General features: G+C 69.6%; 16 protein-coding genes, 1 tRNA gene and 1 pseudogene. 11 read left to right on the top strand and 7 right to left on the bottom strand.

Features of this window, described 5'->3' with window-relative positions:
* Nucleotides 1-56 precede the first annotated feature (56 nt).
* The 3 genes from moaC to galU are packed head-to-tail and all read right to left on the bottom strand — an operon-like array spanning nucleotide 57 to nucleotide 2,685.
* Nucleotides 57-539 (bottom strand): cyclic pyranopterin monophosphate synthase MoaC, encoded by a 483-nt coding sequence (moaC, locus tag FXF65_RS22345; RefSeq protein WP_281288929.1) that lies wholly within the window; start codon nucleotides 537-539, stop codon nucleotides 57-59.
* Nucleotides 536-1,744, bottom strand: a complete 1,209-nt coding sequence (gene glp, locus FXF65_RS22340; protein WP_148352084.1) for a molybdotransferase-like divisome protein Glp — start codon at nucleotides 1,742-1,744, stop codon at nucleotides 536-538. The genes moaC and glp overlap by 4 nt, the downstream gene beginning before the upstream one ends.
* A 23-nt stretch (nucleotides 1,745-1,767) precedes the next feature.
* A complete protein-coding gene (gene galU, locus FXF65_RS22335; RefSeq protein WP_148351938.1) occupies nucleotides 1,768-2,685 on the bottom strand; it encodes a UTP--glucose-1-phosphate uridylyltransferase GalU in 918 nt (305 codons plus the stop codon).
* Nucleotides 2,686-2,718: 33 nt separating this feature from the next.
* Here galU and FXF65_RS22330 point away from each other — a divergent pair, with 33 nt between their 5' ends.
* From FXF65_RS22330 to FXF65_RS46130, 4 genes and pseudogenes are all read left to right on the top strand, one after another.
* Nucleotides 2,719-3,300 (top strand): 5-formyltetrahydrofolate cyclo-ligase, encoded by a 582-nt coding sequence (locus FXF65_RS22330; protein WP_148351937.1) that lies wholly within the window; start codon nucleotides 2,719-2,721, stop codon nucleotides 3,298-3,300.
* 135 nt (nucleotides 3,301-3,435) lie between these two features.
* Entirely contained in the window at nucleotides 3,436-4,425 is a 990-nt protein-coding gene (locus tag FXF65_RS22325; RefSeq protein WP_148351936.1) for an NAD(P)-dependent oxidoreductase, read from the top strand.
* 103 nt (nucleotides 4,426-4,528) lie between these two features.
* A complete protein-coding gene (locus FXF65_RS22320; RefSeq protein ID WP_148351935.1) occupies nucleotides 4,529-6,013 on the top strand; it encodes a potassium/proton antiporter in 1,485 nt (494 codons plus the stop codon).
* Between the two features lie 106 nt (nucleotides 6,014-6,119).
* Nucleotides 6,120-6,305: pseudogene (locus tag FXF65_RS46130) on the top strand (FmdB family zinc ribbon protein); the annotation flags it as partial.
* A gap of 14 nt (nucleotides 6,306-6,319) precedes the next feature.
* Here FXF65_RS46130 and FXF65_RS46125 read toward each other — a convergent pair.
* On the bottom strand, nucleotides 6,320-6,550 hold the full coding sequence (locus tag FXF65_RS46125) for a hypothetical protein (protein WP_342787469.1): 231 nt from the start codon (nucleotides 6,548-6,550) through the stop codon (nucleotides 6,320-6,322).
* A 458-nt stretch (nucleotides 6,551-7,008) separates the two neighbouring features.
* On the opposite strand from FXF65_RS46125, the gene FXF65_RS22310 reads away from it, so the two are divergent.
* The 4 genes from FXF65_RS22310 to FXF65_RS22295 all read left to right on the top strand — a co-directional run bounded on the left by FXF65_RS22310 (nucleotide 7,009) and on the right by FXF65_RS22295 (nucleotide 11,274).
* Nucleotides 7,009-9,156: an MMPL family transporter gene (locus FXF65_RS22310; protein ID WP_148351933.1), complete on the top strand. Its 2,148-nt coding sequence runs from the start codon at nucleotides 7,009-7,011 to the stop codon at nucleotides 9,154-9,156.
* Between the two features lie 145 nt (nucleotides 9,157-9,301).
* Complete coding sequence (locus tag FXF65_RS22305) at nucleotides 9,302-10,129, top strand: S-methyl-5'-thioadenosine phosphorylase (RefSeq protein ID WP_148351932.1); 828 nt, start codon at nucleotides 9,302-9,304, stop codon at nucleotides 10,127-10,129.
* A complete protein-coding gene (locus FXF65_RS22300) occupies nucleotides 10,126-10,743 on the top strand; it encodes an SAF domain-containing protein (protein WP_148351931.1) in 618 nt (205 codons plus the stop codon). Before FXF65_RS22305 ends, FXF65_RS22300 begins: the two co-directional genes overlap by 4 nt.
* A 117-nt stretch (nucleotides 10,744-10,860) precedes the next feature.
* Nucleotides 10,861-11,274: an MscL family protein gene (locus tag FXF65_RS22295; protein ID WP_148351930.1), complete on the top strand. Its 414-nt coding sequence runs from the start codon at nucleotides 10,861-10,863 to the stop codon at nucleotides 11,272-11,274.
* 198 nt (nucleotides 11,275-11,472) lie between these two features.
* Here FXF65_RS22295 and FXF65_RS22290 read toward each other — a convergent pair whose 3' ends face one another.
* The gene (locus tag FXF65_RS22290) at nucleotides 11,473-11,943 is read right to left on the bottom strand and encodes a nuclear transport factor 2 family protein (RefSeq protein WP_148351929.1); all 471 of its coding nucleotides are present in this window, start codon (nucleotides 11,941-11,943) and stop codon (nucleotides 11,473-11,475) included.
* 131 nt (nucleotides 11,944-12,074) lie between these two features.
* On the opposite strand from FXF65_RS22290, the gene FXF65_RS22285 reads away from it, so the two are divergent.
* Nucleotides 12,075-12,458, top strand: a complete 384-nt coding sequence (locus tag FXF65_RS22285) for a winged helix-turn-helix transcriptional regulator (RefSeq protein ID WP_148351928.1) — start codon at nucleotides 12,075-12,077, stop codon at nucleotides 12,456-12,458.
* Nucleotides 12,459-12,548: 90 nt separating this feature from the next.
* Here FXF65_RS22285 and FXF65_RS22280 read toward each other — a convergent pair whose 3' ends face one another.
* Both FXF65_RS22280 and FXF65_RS22275 read right to left on the bottom strand, forming a co-directional pair.
* On the bottom strand, nucleotides 12,549-13,574 hold the full coding sequence (locus FXF65_RS22280) for a M15 family metallopeptidase (RefSeq protein WP_148351927.1): 1,026 nt from the start codon (nucleotides 13,572-13,574) through the stop codon (nucleotides 12,549-12,551).
* Between the two features lie 82 nt (nucleotides 13,575-13,656).
* Entirely contained in the window at nucleotides 13,657-14,109 is a 453-nt protein-coding gene (locus FXF65_RS22275) for a hypothetical protein (RefSeq protein WP_148351926.1), read from the bottom strand.
* 134 nt (nucleotides 14,110-14,243) lie between these two features.
* On the opposite strand from FXF65_RS22275, the gene FXF65_RS22270 reads away from it, so the two are divergent.
* Both FXF65_RS22270 and FXF65_RS22265 read left to right on the top strand, forming a co-directional pair.
* A tRNA-Arg gene (locus tag FXF65_RS22270) sits at nucleotides 14,244-14,316 on the top strand.
* A gap of 383 nt (nucleotides 14,317-14,699) precedes the next feature.
* A complete protein-coding gene (locus FXF65_RS22265; RefSeq protein ID WP_148351925.1) occupies nucleotides 14,700-15,512 on the top strand; it encodes a hypothetical protein in 813 nt (270 codons plus the stop codon).
* Nucleotides 15,513-15,529 lie beyond the last annotated feature (17 nt).

The raw sequence follows: 15,529 nt of genomic DNA, 5'->3' as shown, positions 1-15,529 counted from the left end.
ACCCCACCCTCATCGACGCCCGTCACGCCCGTCACGCCCGCTCACCGGCACACCGCTCACCGTCGCCATGTCCCGGTCTTGCCGCCGGTCTTCTCCTCGACCCGAACGTCCGTGATCACCGCGCCCGGGTCGACGGCCTTGACCATGTCGACCAGCGCGAGTGCCGCGACGCTCACCGAGGTCAGCGCCTCCATCTCGACTCCCGTCCGGTCGGCGGTGCGGGTCACGGCGGTGACCGCCACGCCGTCCTCCCGGATCTCCAGGTCGACGGTGACGCCGTGCAGCGCGATCGGATGGCACAGCGGGACGAGGTCCGGCACCCGCTTGGCCCCCATGATCCCGGCGATCCGCGCGACGGACAGGGCATCGCCCTTGGGAATGTCACCCGCCCGCAGCAGCGCGACGCATTCAGACGACAGCCGAACGAATCCGGTGGCCGTCGCCGTCCTGGATGACACGTCCTTCGCGGACACGTCGACCATCCGCGCCGCGCCCGCGTCGTCCAGGTGGGTGAATTCGGAAGAACCCTTGGCACTCACGACGGCAATCTCATCACGTCGACGTGCGACCCAGCCGGGAGGGCCTCCACATCCTCTGGCAATTCGATGAGCGCGTTCGCCGTCGCCAGGGAGCCGAGCTGGTGCGAGCCCTGCACGCCTGCGGCGGTGACGGTGTAGAAGCCGCGGTTGAACGACAGCCTGCCGCGCAGGAAATGACGAAGCCCCGCAGGCGATTTGACGTCCTCGCCCAGAACAGCGCTCACCCGCGCAACCGGATCAGGCGGCAACCCCTGCATGGCCCGCAGCGCGGGACGCACGAAAACCTGGAACGACACATACGCGCTCACCGGATTACCAGGAAGCGTGAATATCGGCGTTCCTTCCAGCAAGCCGAACCCTTGCGGCTTGCCAGGACGCATCCGCACCTTGTGAAAATTCACTGTCCCGGTGCCCGCGAGCACTTCCTTAACAACGTCCCGGGTGCCCATGGAAACACCACCCGTGGTGACGATGGCGTCGGCCCGGACGAGCTGGTCTTCCAGCATCTCCATGACCTTGCGGGGTTCGTCCTCCACGGTCGCCTGCCGGTAGCCCACTCCCCCGGCCTCGATGACGGCCGCGGTGAGCATGTAGGCGTTGGACTCCCAGATCTGCCCGGGCGCGAGCTGCTCGCCCGGTTCGCGCAGCTCGTCCCCGGTGGAGACGACCACGACCCGCGGTTTCGGCCGGACGGTCACCCGGGGCCGGCCCACTGCGGCGATCATGCCGAGCTGCGTCGCCCCGAGCAGCGTGCCCGCCTCCACCACGACCTGGCCCGCGATCACGTCCTCGCCCGCGCGGCGGATGTAGTTGCCGGGCGGCGCGGCGCGCGAGATCCGGACGGTGGCGTTGCCGCCGTCCGTCCACTCGACCGGGACGACCGCGTCGGCCCCGGCGGGCAGCGGCGCGCCCGTCATGATCCGGGCGGACAGCCCGGATCGGATCGCCGCCACGCCCGTGTCACCCGCGACGATGTCGCCGACGACGGGCAGCGCGACCGGCTCGGCCTCGGTGGCGGCGGCGATGTCGGCCGCGACGACCGCGTAGCCGTCCATCGCCGAGTTGTCGAACGGCGGCAGCGGCACCGGGGCCGTCACGGGCTCGGCGAGCACCGCCCCCTGGGCCTCCAGCAGCGCGAGGTCGAGCGGCGGCAGGACCGCCACGCCGCCGAGGATGTCCGCCAGGTGCTCGCCGACCGTGCGCATGCCCGCCGTTCCCGTCCCGCTCGTCACGACTCCCCGGAGGCGTCCCGGCCGCGGACGAACTCGCGCAGCCAGGGCATGAACTCCGGCGCCAGGTCAGGACGTTCCGCCGCGAACTGGACGACCGTCCGCAGGTACTCCAGCTTGTTCCCGGTGTCGTAGCGGCGGCCCCTGAACTTCACGCCGTATACGCCGCCGCCCTGCTCGGCGGGCATGTCGGCGAGGGTGCGCAGCGCGTCGGTCAACTGGATCTCGCCGCCGCGGCCGGGCGGGGTCTTCTCCAGGACGTCGAACACCGCGGGATCGCAGACGTACCGGCCGATGATGATCCAGTTGCTGGGCGCCTCCTCGATGGACGGCTTCTCCACGAGGTCGGAGATGCGGACGACGTCGTCCTCGTCCGTGGGCTCGATGGCCGCGCACCCGTACGCCGAGACCTGGTCCGGCTCGACCTCCATCAGCGCGATCACGCTGCCGCCGAACTGGTCCCGCACCTCGATCATGCGCCGCAGCAGCTTGTCCCGGGCGTCGATCATGTCGTCGCCGAGCAGCACCGCGAACGGCTCGTGGCCGACGTGCTGCCGCGCGCAGTGCACGGCGTGCCCGAGCCCGCGCGGCTCGCCCTGCCGCACGTAGTGCATGATCGCGAGGTCGCTCGACTCGTGGACGGCGTCGAGCCGCTCCGCGTCGCCCTTGGCGCGCAGCGCCTCCTCGAGCTCGTAGGCTCGGTCGAAGTGGTCCTCGATGGACCGCTTGCTCCGGCCGGTGACCATGAGGACGTCGCTCAGCCCGGCGTCGACCGCCTCCTCCACGACGTACTGGATCGCCGGTTTGTCGACGATGGGCAGCATTTCCTTGGGAGTCGCCTTGGTGGCGGGCAAGAATCGGGTACCGAGGCCGGCCGCCGGGACGACCGCCTTGAGCACAGGTGTGATGTCGGCCATGTAGAGACCCTAACCACCCACGAGGACGCCAGCGTGCAGGACATCCTTTCAAAGACCGACCTCCGGGCCGCGGTGCTGGACAGACGTGCCGCGATGCCGCCGGAGGCCCGCTCCGAAGCCGGCCGGTCGATCCGGGACGCGCTGCTGTCCCTGCCGGAGGTCGAGATGGCGGGGACGGTCGCCGCCTACGTCTCGGTGGGCGCCGAACCCGACACGCGCGGCCTGCTGTTCGCGCTGTGGAAGCGCGGGACGTACGTGATCCTCCCCCGCCTGCTCCCGGACGGCGACCTCGACTGGGCGTCCTACGAGGGGCCGGACTCGCTCGTCCCGGGGCCGCGCGGGTGCCTGGAGCCGTCCGAGCCGCCGCGCGGCGTCGGGGCCGTGGCCAGCGCGGACGTCGTCCTCGTCCCGGCGCTCGCCGCCGACCGGACGGGCCTGCGGCTCGGCCGCGGCGGCGGCTCCTACGACCGGGCGCTCGCGCGGGTCGGCCCGGCGATCCTGACGGTGGCGCTGCTGTACGACGGGGAGATCGTCCCGGCGCTGCGGTCGGAGCCGCACGACCGGGCCGTCCGAGCGGCCGTGACGCCTTCGGAGGGCCTCGTCCGGCTCGGCTGACCACCTGACCCGGTCGAGGGTTCGGCGGCCGTGCGGGCTGTTCCGTTCGCCTTTCTGGGCGGCCCATAGAGTGAGGGGCAAGATCGCGGCTCGGGGGGACGCGGTCCGGCGGAGGTCAGAGCGGGAGGTTCGAATATGACGGCGCCGTGGCGGATCCTTTCCCTGCCCCCGATCGACGAAGACCTCGTCCGGGGCCTGTTCGCCCCGCTCGCCGATACCGCCGAGATCGCGTTCCCGGTGACGCGCGACCGAGCGGCCCTGCTCGACGCGCTGCCCAAGGCGGACATCGTGATCGCCGACTTCAGTGCACGGCTCGCGCTGGACGCCGAGGCCGTCGCCGCCGCGTCGCGGGTGGCGTTCGTCCAGATGCCCGCCGTCGGGACGGACAGCATCGACGTCGCCGCCCTGACGGCCGCCGGGGTTCCCGTGGCGAACGCCGCCGGATTCAACGCGCGGGGCGTAGCCGAGTGGGCGTTGGGCGCCGCGTTCTCACTGTGCAGGAACCTCGCCTGGGGCGACCGTGCGGTCCGTGCGGGCGAATGGCCGCAGATGGAGATGACCGCAAGGACACCACGTGAAATCCACACGCAGCGGGTCGGCATCGTGGGTTTCGGAGCGATCGGCTCTGAGGCGGCACGGCTTTTCACCGCGCTCGGTTGCACTGTGTCCTACTGGACGAGGCGGAAGCGTCCAGACGCACCAGCGACGTACCGCGACCTGGACGACCTCATGGCGACGTCCGACATCCTCGTCATCGCCCTGCCCCGCACCGACGAGACCAAGAACCTGATCGGTCCCGAACGTCTCGCCCTGATGCCGGACAACGCGTTGCTAGTAAATGTGGCCCGTGGCGGTATCGCGCCTGACGACGCCGTCCTCGACGCACTCAATTCCGGACGTCTCGCTGGCGCGGCCCTGGACGTGTTCGACCAGGAACCCCTTCCGGTGGAGCATCCGCTCCGTTCCCACGAGAACGTCCTGCTGTCGCCGCACGCGGCCGGGGCATCCGTCCAGTCCCAACTGAACCTGGCGGTCCTGGTTCGCGACAACGTGACCGCGGCCGTCGAGGGCTGGGACGTCCGCCATATCGTGAACGGGATGAACCCGCAGGTCAGACGGCGATAACGAGCGTTTCCGACATGCCGACCATCAACCGAAAATACGCGATCGACCGATGAATCTGTAGGATTCCTCAACGATCAACTTTGACGACCTCGAAGGGTGGGATGTGCATCTCGACCTCTGGCTACTCCTCGGGGCCACGCTCGTACTCTGCGCCATCGTCGCGGTCAGGCTGTCGCACCAGGCGGGCCTCCCGACCCTGCTGGCGTACATGGGCCTCGGCCTTCTCATCGGCGAGTCTGGCCCCCTCCACATCAACTTCGACGACGTCGAGCTGGCCGAGACCCTCGGCCTCGCCGCGCTCGTCCTGATCCTCGCCGAGGGCGGCCTCACCACGAGCTGGCGGCACGTCCGCAAGGCCGTGCCCGCGGCGATCAGCGTGTCCATCGTCGGCACGCTGGTCAGCATCGTCGTGGTCGGCCTCGCCGCCATGTGGCTCGTCGGCCTGGACTGGCGGCCCGCGTTCCTGCTCGCCGCCGTGCTCGCCCCGACCGACGCCGCCGCCGTGTTCTCGGTGCTGCGGCGGCTGCCGCTGCCGTCCCGACTGTCCGGGCTGCTGGAGGCCGAGTCCGGCTTCAACGACGCGCCCGTCGTGATCATCGTGGTGACGCTCAGCACGCACACCGGCGTCCCCAACCTCGCCGAACTGTTCGGCGTCATGGTGTACGAGCTGGCCGCGGGCGCGATCATCGGCATCGTCGTCGGCTGGCTCGGCGCGCAGGGGCTGCGCCGCGTCGCGCTGCCCGCGTCCGGCCTCTACCCGATCGCGGTGCTGTCCCTGTCGATCGGGTCGTACGGCGCGGCGACGCTGCTGCATGCCAGCGGGTTCCTCGCCGTCTACGTCAGCGCCGTCGTGCTCGGAAACGCGCGACTCCCCCACCGTCCGGCCACGCGCGGCTTCGCCGAGGGCGTCGGCTGGCTCGCCCAGATCGGGCTGTTCGTGATGCTGGGGCTGCTTGCCTCGCCCAGCGAGCTGCCCCGGCAGATCGTCCCCGCGCTGGTGGTCGGGTTCGTGCTGCTGCTGATCGCGCGTCCGGTGTCGGTCGTGGTCTCCACGATCGGGTTCAAGATGTCGTGGGGAGAGAAGCTCTTCGCGTCCTGGGCGGGGTTGCGGGGCGCGGTCCCGATCGTCCTCGCCACCATCCCGATGGTGCAGGACGTGCAGAGCGCCGACCGCATGTTCGCGATCGTCTTCAACATCGTGGTGGTGTTCACCCTGCTGCAGGGGCCCACGCTGCCCCTTGCGGCGAAGTGGTGCCGGTTGGAGAGCGACGAACAGACCCGCGAACTGGACGTCGAAGCCGCTCCCCTGGAGGAACTGCACGCCGACCTACTGGAAGTACGAATACCGGTCGACTCGATGCTGAGCGGAGTGGAGATATTCGAGCTGCGGCTGCCTCCGGGTGCGTCCGTCACGCTCATCGTCCGGGACGGGACGAGTTTCGTCCCAGAACCCACGACGCCCCTCCACGCGGGTGACACCCTCCTGGTCGTCACCACCGACGCCGTGCGGGAGTCGACCGAACGCCGCCTGCGCGCGGTGAGCCGCAGGGGAAAGCTGGCCGGCTGGTTCGGCGAGCAGGGAACGTGACCATTCTGGCGGTTCGCCTGGTGACGGGCCCGATGACCGGTTCGGGAACAGGCCGGGGGCGAATCCTGTTTGAAGGATCGGTACCATTAGCAGTCGTTCAGAGTGAGTGCCAGCCCGCGGATCCGGCAGGCTGAGTCAACGAGGAGGAACCGTGCCGACGTATCAGTACGTTTGCACCGAGTGCGGCGAGCCTCTGGAGGTCGTGCAAAAGTTCAGCGATGACGCGCTGACGGAGTGCCCGGCCTGCAGCGGCAAGCTCCGCAAGGTCTTCTCGGCGGCGGGGATCATCTTCAAGGGTTCGGGCTTCTACCGGACGGACAGCCGCTCGGGTTCCGGCAAGTCCTCGACCACGAGCGCGTCGTCGAACGGCTCGTCGTCGAACGGTGAGTCGTCCAAGTCGGACTCGTCCTCGACGTCGTCCGACTCGACCTCTTCGTCGTCCTCGTCTTCGTCTTCGTCTTCTTCGGGCTCGTCTTCGTCTGGGGGCGACTCGTCGTCCTCCAGCAAGTCGACGTCCGGCAAGTCGTCGTCCAGCAAGGTCGCCTGACCTTCAGGCCCCGGCACCACCTAGCCGGAGGGTTCGTCCGGGACGTCCGTCCAGGGATGTGATCCTCCGGCTTTAGGCATGCACGCATGCCCTCACGCCATCGCGGCTGTTCCTTTCGCGGCGCGCCCGTCCCTACGGGGGGCGCGCCTTCTACATCTCAAGAGGTAGCCGCACCGCTCCCCATGCCCCAGAGGGCGTAGCGCGGATCGCTCCTCCCGCCCGACGCGCGATCGAGTACCCCCTCGCGACGATTGAGGAGCTTTGAGGGAGCGCGAATCTCCTGGCCGCTCTCCCGGTTGACAGATAGCTCTACTTTAGAGAAACTCTTTTATAGAGAAACTCGTCCAGATGCTCCAGATCTCGCGATACTACTTGACATGTCTCGACCTTCGAGACATCCTACCCAGGACGCGACATATCTTGACTGCCCGCGCACAGGAGAGGAACCATGAGCGGACACAGCCCGGCTCCCCCCAGGTCGGAGGCCCCGAGGTCGGCGGCCCACCGTCTGGCCGGACTCATCGCCGGACGGCGCACGAAATGGGCCGTCCTGGCCGTGTGGGTCGTCCTGCTGGTCGCCCTCGGACCGCTCGCCGGCAAACTCGGCGACGTCGAGAAGAACGACGCGGCGTCCTGGCTCCCCGAAGGGGCCGAATCGACCCAGGTAGTGGAACTCGAAGAACAGTTCCGCAAGGACGAGACCATGCTCGCGGTCATCGTCTACGAACGCTCTGGCGGAATCACCGCACAGGACCGTGCTAAGGCCGCGTCGGACGTTCCCGCTCTGCAGAAGCTTCCCGGTGCGCAGAAGGCACAGGGGCCGTTCCCGTCCAAGGACGGCAAGGCGTTGCAGACCCTCGTGCCCCTCACCGACGAGGACATCACCGGCGCCGTCGACCAGGCGCGCGACCTCACCCAGCGCGGGCCGCCCGGACTGACCGCGCACGTCACCGGTCCCGCGGGCGGCGGCGCCGACCAGTTCGAGGTCTTCCAAAGCCTGGACGGCTTCCTGCTCCTCGCGGCGGGCGCGGTCGTCATCGTCCTGTTGCTCATCATCTATCGCAGCCCTGGGCTCTGGTTCGTCCCCGTACTGAGCGCGGTGTTCGCGCTTGGGCTCGCCCAGTCGTTGGTGTATCTGCTCGCCAAGTACGGCGACCTCACCGTGAACGGACAGAGCGCCGGAATCCTGACCGTTCTCGTGTTCGGCGTCGCCACCGACTACGCGCTACTGCTCGTCGCCCGCTACCGAGAAGAACTGCACCGGCACGAGGACCGGCACGAGGCCATGGCGTACGCGCTGCACCGCGCGGCCCCCGCTGTCATCGCGTCGGCCGCCACCGTCGCCGTCGGCCTGCTGTGCCTGCTGCTGGCGGAGATGAACTCCACCGCGGGCATGGGTCCGGTCGCCGCAGCGGGTGTGCTCACCGCTCTCGCCGCTATGACGACCCTTCTTCCCGCGCTTCTCGTCATCTTCGGCCGGTGGCTGTTCTGGCCGCTGATCCCCCGCTATGACGCCAAGTACTTGCAGCCAGAGGCATATGAGGCCGAGCACGGGGTGTGGAGCAGAATCGCCGGTCTCGTCGCGAGGCGCCCGCGCGCGCTCTGGGCCCTCACCATGCTCGGCCTGATCGGCCTCACCCTCGGCCTGGGCTCGCTCAAGGCCGACGGGCTGTCGAACGCGGGACAGTTCACCGGACGTCCGGACTCTATCAAGGGCGAGGAGGTCGTCGCCCGGCACTTCCCCGCGGGCTCCGGATCCCCCGCCGTGATCATCGCCAAGGCCGGGGCGTCCGACCGGGTCGCCGAGACCGTTCGGGGGACCGCCGGGGTCGCCGAGGTCGGCCCGCCCGCCACCGCGAACGGCCTGGTCAAGTACGAGGCGACGCTCAAGTACCCGGCCGACAGCGACGCGGCGCGCGGCACGATCGACCGGCTGCGGGACGGGGTGCACCGCGTCCCGTCCGCGGACGCCAAGGTCGGCGGCATGACCGCGACCGCCCTCGACATCAAGCGGGCCTCCGCCCGCGACAACAAGGTGATCATCCCGATCGTGCTGGGCGTGGTGTTCCTGATCCTCATCGCGCTGCTGCGCGCCGTCGTCGCGCCGCTGCTGATGATGGGCACCGTGGTGCTGTCGTTCCTCGCCTCGCTGGGCGCCTGCGCGCTCGTCTTCCAGCACGGGTTCGGGTTCGAGGGGACAGACTCCGGGTTCCCCCTGCTCGCCTTCATCTTCCTGGTCGCGCTCGGGGTCGACTACAACATCTTCCTGATGCACCGCGTCCGGGAGGAGTCGCAGTCCCTCGGGACCCGGCGCGGCATCCAGCGCGGCCTCACCGTCACCGGCGGCGTGATCACCTCGGCCGGGCTGGTGCTCGCGGCGACGTTCGCGTCCATGGTCACGCTGCCGCTGGTGTTCATGGTCGAGATGGGCTTCGCGGTCGCGTTCGGCGTCCTGCTGGACACGCTGGTCGTCCGGTCCCTGTTGCTCCCGGCCCTGTCGTACGACATCGGCCGCCGCATCTGGACGCCGGGACGCCTCGCCAGGGACACCCCGTCCGACGACGACCGGCAGAAGGTGCTCGACCCGGTCGGCTGACACCCGCTCTGGTCGGTGTCCGGCCTGGTGGAAAAGGGTTTGGGGGCCCGGCGCAGGCGACTGCGCCGGGCCCCATCCCGCTGAGTTATCCACAATCGGCGGACGGTCTCCCGGAGGGCCGTGGGCGGTGGCTAGTGTCGGCGGCATGTCCACTCAGCCTTCCGGTTCCGAGCCCGCCGCCGAGATCGGGGTCATCGGCGGCTCCGGGTTCTACTCCTTCCTCGACGACATCGAGGAGGTGCGGGTCGAGACCCCCTACGGCCCGCCGAGCGACCCCGTCGCGATCGGCGAGCTGGCGGGGCGGCGCGTCGCGTTCGTCCCCCGGCACGGCCGCGACCACCGTTTCCCGCCGCACAAGATCCCCTACCGGGCCAACCTGTGGGCGCTGCGCTCGCTCGGCGTCCGGCAGGTGCTGGCGCCGAGCGCGGTCGGCTCCCTCACCACCGACCTCGGGCCCGGCACGCTCGCCGTCCCCGACCAGCTCACCGACCGCACGTCCGGACGCGAGCAGACCTACTACGAGGCGGGCGGCGCGGTCCACGTCTCCTTCTCCGACCCGTACTGCCCGGTTGGCCGCCGCACCGCCGTGTCCGCCGCGCGGGCGTCCGGCTGGGACGCGGTCGACGGCGGCACCCTCGTCGTCATCGAGGGGCCGCGCTTCTCGACCCGCGCCGAGTCCCAGTGGTTCGCCTCCCAGGGCTGGACGCTGATCGGGATGACCGGCCACCCCGAGGCCGTCCTCGCCCGCGAGCTGGCCCTCTGCTACACGCCTTTGTGCCTCGTCACCGACCTCGACGCCGGGATCGAGGAGGGCGAGGGCGTCACCATGGACGAGGTGCTCCGCGTGTTCGGCGAGAACGTCGGCCGCCTCCGCGCCGTCGTGGCCGACATCGTCGAAGCGCTGCCCGCCGAGCGCGACTGCCCCTGCCCGAACGTCCTGGACGGCATCAAGCTCCCCCTGGAGCTGCCGTGAACGCCCGGTTAGCCCGCCTGCGACGGCCGCTGGCGGCGCTGTTCGCCGCGGCCGCCGCGGGGCTCGCGCTGCCGGCACTGCGGCCCGGGCCGCCGCCGTCCGTCGCGGTCCTCGCCGCCGCGCGCGACCTGCGCGCCGGGGCCACGCTCACCGCGTCCGACCTGCGGCGGGTGCGGCTGCCGCCGGGTGCCGTCCCGTCCGGCGCCCTCCGTTCCCGGGCCGCCGGGCGCGTCCTCGCCGGGCCGATGCGGCGCGGCGAGCCCCTCACCGACGCGCGCCTGGTCGGCGACGGGCTCCTGCGCGGCTACGGCCCCGGCACGGTCGCCACCCCGGTCCGGATCGCGGACGCCGGGGCCGTCCGGCTCGTGCGGCCGGGCGACCGCATCGACGTGCTCGCCGCTCCGTCCCCGTCCGCTGCGTTGGACGCGGTGCCCGCCGCTTCCTCCGGCGGGGCCCGGTTGGTGATCTCCTCGGTGCCGGTCGTCGCCGTTCCCCGCCGGGACGCCACCGATGATCACGATGGGGCACTGGTGGTCGTGGCGACCGACCGAGCCCAGGCGGTGGCGCTCGCCGGCGCCGCCGCCCCGCTGACCTTGACGATCACCGGCCGCTGATCCCTCCGGAGGCTTCTCTGCCGATTTGGCGAACCTCAGCAGGTTTCATTACGATCCGTAGCCGTCCCTGTGCGGCCGTAGCCGGGACGCACACCCCCGACACCCCTGGAGCCCGTCATGAGCGGATTCAAGAAGTTCCTCATCCGCGGAAACCTCGTCGAACTCGCGGTCGCGTTCGTCGTCGGAGCCGCCTTCGCCGGACTCGTGAAGGACTTCGCGAACTCCTTCATCACCCCCCTCATCGCGCTGCTCGGCGGCAAGCCCGACTACACGGGCCTCGCCGTCACGGTCGAAGGCACCAAGTTCCCGTACGGGGTCTTCCTGACGTCCGCGATCGCGTTCTTCATCACGGCCGCGATCGTGTACTTCCTGGTCGTCCTCCCGACCGCCAAGCTGATCGAGCGGATGGACCGGGGCAAGGAGGCCACCGAGCGCGAATGCCCGGAATGCCTGAGCGAGATCCCCATCAAGGCCACCCGCTGCCGCTACTGCACCGCCGAAGTCTCCCCCGTCGCCGAGGTCGTCCACTAACGAACCACACCACCCCGAACCGCACCGTCCGAAAGGCGCACCGTCCGAAAGCGCACCCACCTGGAAGCGCACCCACCTGGAAGCTCGGCCCCCGCCAAGCCGCCTCCCGCTAAGCCGCCCTCGCGCCCCCGCCAGGCCCCCGGCGGGACCATTCCTGCCAGGACCTCGGCGGGGTCCTCCACAGCTACAGGGGCGGGTCTAGAGGGACGAAAGCTGAACTCGTTCGCGGGCTGCGGTTTCCAGGGCAGGGTTGCCCTCCTCGTACATCACTCGGACGCGCGAGGAGCATGCTCTCCATTCACCGTCCTCCTGTTTGAGGCCGATGGTGTAGTGGCAGCCGATCACCCAGATGGGGGCATCCGCGGTTTCGGTGAGCACGTGCGTGACACGGGCGTCGAACCGTGCCGTCGCCGTGAATTCCTCGCCCAGTTCGACCACGATCGGTCCCAGCAGGTGCTGCGTGGCATCGAAGCCTGGCAGAAAACTCTGCAGCCCGGCTACGAAATCGTCCGTGGACACCAGTTCCGGGCCGCCCTGTTTCGACGGGTAATCGAGATCGATGGGCTCCACTGCCAGTGCGGCAATCGTTTCCCAATCACGCGCGTCCAGCGCGTGAAAGAGCCGCGTCACCGCCTCGGCGACCGCCACCTTTTCAATGGGATGCACCATGTCGCTCCTCCATTTAGATAGCCGCTGACCAGTCGCATGGACATCACTGACCGGATGTCCGGGGCGACTCACCGGGCCTGGCCCGCGGCCCTGCACACTGGGATGTGACGGCAACACTAAGGAGGCCCTACGTGGCTCACCAAACGGTCAGTGACGCGGCGACCGAGCTCCTCGACAGCTGCCAGGGCCCGGTGGTCGAGCCCGACCCGTCGTGCCCCGTGGAGATCACTCTCGCCGCGTTGCGCGGACGCTGGACCGCCCTGGTCCTCCTCGAACTCCTCCACGGTCCACGCAGCTTCAGCCAGCTGGCACAGGCCCTGCCGACGCTCTCCGACAAGGTGCTCACCGACCGGCTGGGCCAACTGGTCGAGGCCGGTGCGCTCGACCGGCACCGCACGCCGGGCTGGCCGCCAAGGGTGCGCTACGTCCTCACCGATCGCGGCCGTGCGCTCGCACCCGTCCTACAGGCGCTCTGGGACTGGGGCTCGAACACCACACCCGCTCAGGCCCGCTAGGCCGCTGACCGAGACATCGAGGCACCCGTAGAGGGGACGCTCTCACCGTGCCGCCGCCATTGATTCAACGCAGAGTCGCGAGGCGGTCGGTCACTCGTCGGTTCCGAACTCCCAGTGCCACGGCTCGAACGGGTTGCTGTATGCCCACGCCGGGTGCACCCAGCCGTATTTCCCGGCGTTGGCCTCCATCCAGTTGAACTGAATGGAGCCCGAATTCTGCACACCGCCGCACAGGTCGGTCGCCTGGCCCTTGCCGTGGTTGCTCGTCCCGGGCACGGCCGCGAATCCCGGCCGTTGGGCGTAGATCTGGTGCTGCTCCGACAGATTCCGGTATGCGTCCCTGACGCACATCTGGCGGCCGAACCGGCGCTTGTAGGCTTCGTTGAGCTTGTAGAAGGCCAGCGCCGCGTCCGCCCGGAGCTTGAAGCCCTTCTGCGGCAGGACGCACAGGTATTTGGCGGGAATGAGCCCGTTCGGGAACTTCTTCGCGTCCGCCGCGAGATCCTTGTCGCATCCGAACTGCAACCGCCTGAGGCTGCCCGCGGCAAGCTTTTCGAGCATCTTGTTGAGCTGCTGGGTCAGCTCCGCCGACTTGTTCTTCAACCCGTCCACGTCCTGCTGGAGGCGCGTCTGCTCGACCGCGTTGCGCGACTGGAGGTCCTGGGCGGTCGACGCGAGCCGCTTCCGCCTGTCCTGCAACTCGTCGGCACGGTCGACCAGCGCCTGCTGGGACTGGGCGAGCAGGGTCACGTCCGCCGTCGAACGCAGCGCCTCGCTCGGATCGCCGCCGCCGAAGATCGCCATCGACCCGGCGGCGCCGCTCTGCTGGTAGGAGCTGTTCGCCAGCCTGGCCAGCGGCTCCCGGATCCGGTTCAGCTCCGCCTCCGCGCCCGCGAGGTCCGCGAGCGTGCCCCGGAGCTTGACCTGGGAGGCGGCGAGGTCCTTCTTCCGGTCCTCCATCTTCTGCGTGGCCTTCTCCAACTCGGCGCGCGCCTTGGACGCCTCGCGGCGCAGCGCGTCGAGGGTGTCGGCCCGGCCCTCGGCCACACAGAGCGGCGAGATCATCGTCATCACCAGGAAGACCGCTGTCAGCGCCGCCGACCGGGGATTCGGCACGGTGGTTTTCCTCCTGATGCCCGAATGCGGATCAGCGGCAGAACGCTACTACAGGTTCTACGGTGACCCGTCAGTAATCAGTTCAGCGACCACGGTAACCGTTCCGCTCACACCACCGGTGCAGCCACCAGACGTCGTCCCAGCCCGGCGGACACGGCCGCCGCGTCCGGCTGCCCGGGGCCTGCTGCGCCGGCTTCCGCTTCCGCGGCGTCGTCACCGGCGCCGGCGCCCGCTTCGGCGCCTTCGTCGCGGCCTGCGGCTCCGCGTCGGGCGGCACGTACTCCCCGTACGTCGGCTCGCCCTCGGGCGTGGCCGTCGGCGTCATCGTCTGCTGCCCGGAGGCCGCCGCCTCGGGCCGCTCCCGCGCCGGCTCGTCCCGCAACCCGAACGCGACGACCGAGGCCACGACGATGGGCACGATGAAGGCCCCGGCCACGATGCCGATCCGCCTGCCCCGGGACGACCGCTCGTCCACCTCGTCCACTTCGTCCCCGGCAGGCCGGTCCTTCGGCTGCCCACGATGCCGACCCGTCACGGCACCGAAGCGTACCGACACCGCCCCCACGCGGCCTAGAGCCCCGGGGCCGCCCCATAAGAAGGAGCGCCCGGCACGCCCCGTCCCCTACCCTGTAGGTGCCGTCCGCTACGCTCTTGCCGCAGCGACGACATGCCTCCGTAGCTCAGGGGATAGAGCACCGCTCTCCTAAAGCGGGTGCCGCAGGTTCGAATCCTGCCGGAGGCGCCCACAACCAAGGCACTGACCTGCCGAAACGCAGCACGATCCGGAGCGGGACCCGCCAACGAAGATCATCGTGGGCCGCGATGGCACATTGATGGCACCACCGGTCTACGGCCGATCGATGAACTGCTCGATAGTGCAGCCGCCTGCCGAGCGGTGACGGCGGATCGCGTTGTACCGGCGGATCAGCCGGGCCACGAGCCGCGGCCTCTCTCCCGTCGATTTAGACCATGTCCTCGAAGGGGTCGGGCCACAGCAGGCCGTGACCCTTCGCGCTCAACTGTCGCTGTCTCACCTGACCTTTTGGATCAGCCTGTGGTTTTCGGACGAGGTTGCCGTCCCGGGCGCATACTCGTGACTGGTTAAGATCCGGACGAGGTGATGAGATGCGAGCCTTTTTGGGAACGATGGCCGTGGCACTCTTAGTTGTCCTGGTCGGTACGGGCTGCGGCGATCGCCATGCGCAACAGCCAGCGTCGACGGGGTCGCAGGGGACATTTAAGTGGAAGACCTTCAGCATCGGTGATGTGGCGCAGGTGCGGTCCGAAAAGGGCGGGAGGGTGCTCGCGCTGGACTTCGAGGTCCCGTCCGGCCGTGACTGCTACCGGAACGTGCAGGCGCGTGCGGAGCAGTTCGAGAAGACATTCGTTCGGGTGGACATCCGCTTCGAGGCGCTCGAGAACGATATGGGAAGGACCGACGAGAAGCGATGCCGCCCGACCGGCGTACCGCCGAAGACGCTCGCCACCGCCAGGGTCTCCCTCCCCGAGCCTTTCGGGAAACGGTCGATTGTGATCAGCCAGTCCAGCGAGAAGCAGTTCACGGCCGCCTCATCCGCGGACGGCCCACTGCGGCGATGCGGCCAGGACGGCTGCCATCCCGCGCCGACCGCCTGCACTGAAGCCTCGTACCAACAGACCATCCGCAACGCCGACATCCCGCGCCACACCTACACGCGGGAGCACTGCTCCGGACATTGGCTGGTCATCGACTTCTCCATGCCCATGGGACCGGCCTGCGGCGACATGCCTCCCAGCACCTGCGACCGGCACGCGGTGAAGCGGCGGACGTTCTACCGCTACAGCAAGACGGGCTGGGTCGCCATCACCTCCACGACCAAGGCGGGCTGCCAGGAGATCCTGCGAGTCGAGCGGCGTTTCCCACGGAAACTCTGCGCGAAGCATAAGTCGCAGAACTAACCCGCCGAATCCGTTCG

Origin of the sequence: Actinomadura syzygii, assembly GCF_008085905.1 — a bacterium.
GTDB classification, from domain to species: domain Bacteria; phylum Actinomycetota; class Actinomycetes; order Streptosporangiales; family Streptosporangiaceae; genus Spirillospora; species Spirillospora syzygii.
This window is presented reverse-complemented; position numbering and strand designations above follow the sequence as displayed.